This window comes from Nostoc sp. MG11, from assembly GCF_014904695.1.
Taxonomy (GTDB): domain Bacteria; phylum Cyanobacteriota; class Cyanobacteriia; order Cyanobacteriales; family Nostocaceae; genus Komarekiella.
Window position 1 is genome coordinate 1 of record NZ_JACXXN010000131.1, and the last position, 3,796, is coordinate 3,796.

Here is a 3,796-nt window from a genome sequence, read left to right on the forward strand (position 1 = left end):
TAGCATCTGTGCCTGTACGAATACCCCCGGTATTTGCTTTTGCTTCAGTTTGGCATTAGAACTAAAAGGTGTTTTCCAAAAATCGCTTGTATTGGTGGGGGCAGAAAGACCAATAAGAACAATGCGGTTTTTGAGTAATTGAACTGATTCTAATGGGATTTTTTCATCTAATACATCTCTCAAACTAACTTGCTCGGCAATTTTTTCCACAGAAGAGAGAGAACGATAATTCAACAATATTTGATAACCCGATGCATTCACTTTTTGATATCCGCTAGCATGTTCGTTTAGTTGCTCAAATACAACATCGCCAATCTGCAAATAACCTTCTTTCGTAACACTTGATGTTTTGCCTTCTTGATCTAAATAATGAAGTGCTAGTTGTAGACTAAAAGTATATTCTGTGGTACATAGAGATTTTGAAGGAGGAGTTAAATGTAAAAGCTGGCGACGAGCAATATCTTCTTCATCTGCAACAAAATCACTAAAACTTAAGCGTTCTCTGGAAACTCCATCAGGTGGCGGAATCCCATCAGTATCAGTGGTAGCAACTTTGCACACAAAAAATAGGCGATTATCTTGCTGAAAACGAGTAGCTAAATTTGGATATTTCGGGTCTATAATACCATCACGATAAATATCTAAACCGATAGTTATTGGTTGATACTTATTTAATTTATCTAATAGTTGAGCAAGGGCTTGGTCAGATAAAGACCATCGCATTTGCATTCCTTTATTGAGTTGGTACTGAATATCTGCTTCATCAATAGTGATAATTAAAATCCGTTCGTCGGGTTGTTCGGTGAGAAGTTGCGATCGCATCTGCATAAAATGGGCAAAAGCCTGTAATTCCGACGTTTGCAGATAACCCCAATACCGCATCCCTATGACCAAACTTGTTATCAACAAGCTTGTCAGCAATATTGCTATTGCACTCTTAGCAACGAGCGTTTTTCGGTCTAACTGCCAAGTCATTGGCACTACCGCAGGATGTTCGCTAATTACTGGCAACCAACTTGCACCTGGATATTCCTTTTCTATTCCTTTGAGCCTTTGTCTGGCAGTGCGAACCGCAGCATATATAGATTGTCCTGATGAAAAAACCTCAAGAAAATGCTTTAAAAATTTTTGAGCTACCAAGTCTGGCACTGGTTCCCGCATGACAATAATTTGCGGAATCTGTAAATCTTGTAGCTCTCGCGCTAATCCTAATCCATCACAGGAGTTGAAAATTGCTAGTTGTAAACCGTTGGCAACAGCATTTCTCAGGTCATGTCTGAGTTCATCAATTGTTAATTTATCTGTCTGATTAATATAGATACAACCAGTATCACCTTCGCTTTTACTATGACCTGCGAAAAATAAAATATTCCAAGGTTGTTTCCACAATTTATCGTTGATGTCTGAATATTGAGGTTCTACTAAAAAGGTTGTAGCGGCACTGGGTAGTTTTTCTAGTAACTGGTGGTCTTGCTCCACATCAATACCGTCACTATGGCCTAAAATTGCCAAAATTCTAATTTTATTTCTCCAGGTAGATGTCTGTAATGCACCTGTTACTCGTTCTGATTCTGGAATACTGAGAACAACTTCAGCTTTGAGGTAATCTCGATCTATCAAATCCCACAAATGCCAGGGAAGTTTCTTGAGTTGCAAACAATGAGTACGAATCAACACCCGTACTTCTTCATCTGGCATCAGATGTTTGAGCCATTTTTCCCGCACGGGACGAAAAGAGTCTGACAGCAACCAGTTATTTAAATGCTCCTGCACCTCACGAGCTTTTGTGTCGCAATCTTTACGTCGCTGGGAGATAGAACCATCGTAAATAATTTTTTTGGCTTTGATGCGGGTAAATTTCCACAAACTGCGATATATGGACTGCCACTGGTCAATTGCTGTTGCCATATCTAGATTTGAGGGCAGTTTGCCAGTAATTTCTGTAGTAGGGCATTTGCCTTCTTCCCCAATTTCCAGCGTTACCTGCACACCTAAGTGTAAATCGCCATCTAGTTTCAGCACAACTAACTTTCTCATTGGCAAGACCCCTGCTGTTGTTCTTAACAAATGACAAAATTTTCTGTAATGCTGATATCTCCCAAAGCAAGTTTAACGCTGAAACGTTCTCCCATCTCACAACTAAATTCCAATTGAATATTTTTATTGCTGCTTCTAGTTTGAGCTTCCATTACAGATGCGCCCTCAAAATCCAGTATCATTAGATGGAGATTTGGGGGCAAATAATGTTGTCCATTTGTCGGGTGTACTTCTACGATAACGTCCATTTCTTGCTCGTTGTCTTGTGGTAAGGTAACGACTAAAACCACTGCGCGTTGGCGTAGCCCGCCGTAGGCATCGCTCAAAATTTTTCCTAAATTAATCAGCTTACCCCTACTAATAAAAGTGTCATTAAAACTTCTCAAACTCCCAGATTGATTGATACTTTGAGTACCTAAAAGAGTCTCAACGTCTTGCCAACCATTTTCAAAAATATTATCTACCCATTGCTTCAATTTCACTAACTTCTGATTGAAATTGAGCGAATTATCAACTTGAAAAAGTTCTTCTAAATACTCCAATAGATTTTCTAAAGGTTGCAATTGGTTAATAGGTAATAAATCAGTTTGTACCTGTTTGACAAATCCTAGCAGTGTCGCTTCTCTAAATGATTTGCCAATCTGCACAGCTACATAGCCAATTCGATTTGACTGGACTTCCGGCGGCACATAAACAAATTGTGCATCTTCCAATACTGGGCGACATTCTAATAAACCCAAGTTTTTAAGCGACAAATCGGCGACATCCATCAATGTCTGTTGGATGACATTCCAACTGTCACTTTTATTCAAGTCTGTTTCAAATCCCATGCAACATAGATAATAGTTTACAAAAGACACAGACAAAGTATTGAGATAAACTTGTTCGCCTTTTGCCTGCGTGGCTTGTTGTCTGCGTAACTCTTCTGCTCGATGCCTTCCATCCACAGGTATCGGAGTTGAAAATGTTAAAACGTCTATGATCTTGCTCATATTTTCCTAGTTTATTAGATAATATTAAATATATAAATATTCCTGAAATTTATTAGCAAATTTTTTCAGACAACGTTGGTAAAAATTGTGTAAACATGTAATTCAAATACCCCATTCTGCTAAAATATCTTTCCAAGAAATTCCAGAACATCTTCTTTGAGCTATGGCTTGAAAATTTGCCTCTGGATGACCTTTGATATGTTCTTTACAAAAAACTAATTCTGGATCGGATTCTATACATTCTCTTACTTGTTCAAATAAAGATATAGGTTGAGATGAGGGGATATTTTCCCAGTGAGAGTTTTCGAGATTTATTTCATTCTCTTTGCCGATAATTTTAGGGATAGCCTCTGGAAAAAAGCGTTTAGTTAATAGCATATTTACCCAAGTCATAACTTCACCGCGTTCTGAGTCATACTTGTTAATATTGTTATCTTGACAAAGATAGAAAAATAAATTTTGTACTGCCTCATCATAGATATCTTCATAAAGTAGTTGAAATTGACCTTTATAAGGACGAGCAAGCTTACCCGACTGCCAAATAGTATTAATCAAACGTGTTAAGGCTATCCGCTTTTCCTTTGTTAGGTGTGTGTATTGTTGGGCGGCGAGCGCTAATTCTTTAAGTTCTGCATCTAGTTGTTTCCTCCCATCATTAGTCATAAAAGACCTCGAATCAGAACGCACTAAGTTGCGAATTTTTATATATCTCATGTATTAATCGCAACTTTTACACAAACCAGCTACAATTGTTACAAAACTTTTTA

3 protein-coding genes are annotated in these 3,796 nt (G+C 38.0%); all 3 read right to left on the bottom strand.

The features are described from left to right. Positions 1 to 2,037: CHASE2 domain-containing protein (locus tag HCR01_RS37245; RefSeq protein ID WP_193200907.1), on the bottom strand; the 2,037-nt coding region annotated here is incomplete at its 3' end. A 23-nt stretch (positions 2,038 to 2,060) separates the two neighbouring features. Next, complete coding sequence (locus HCR01_RS37250) at positions 2,061 to 3,029, bottom strand: DUF1822 family protein (protein ID WP_193200908.1); 969 nt, start codon at positions 3,027 to 3,029, stop codon at positions 2,061 to 2,063. A gap of 102 nt (positions 3,030 to 3,131) precedes the next feature. Next, positions 3,132 to 3,692 (bottom strand): sigma-70 family RNA polymerase sigma factor, encoded by a 561-nt coding sequence (locus HCR01_RS37255; RefSeq protein ID WP_226890067.1) that lies wholly within the window; start codon positions 3,690 to 3,692, stop codon positions 3,132 to 3,134. Between the last annotated feature and the right edge of the window lie 104 nt (positions 3,693 to 3,796).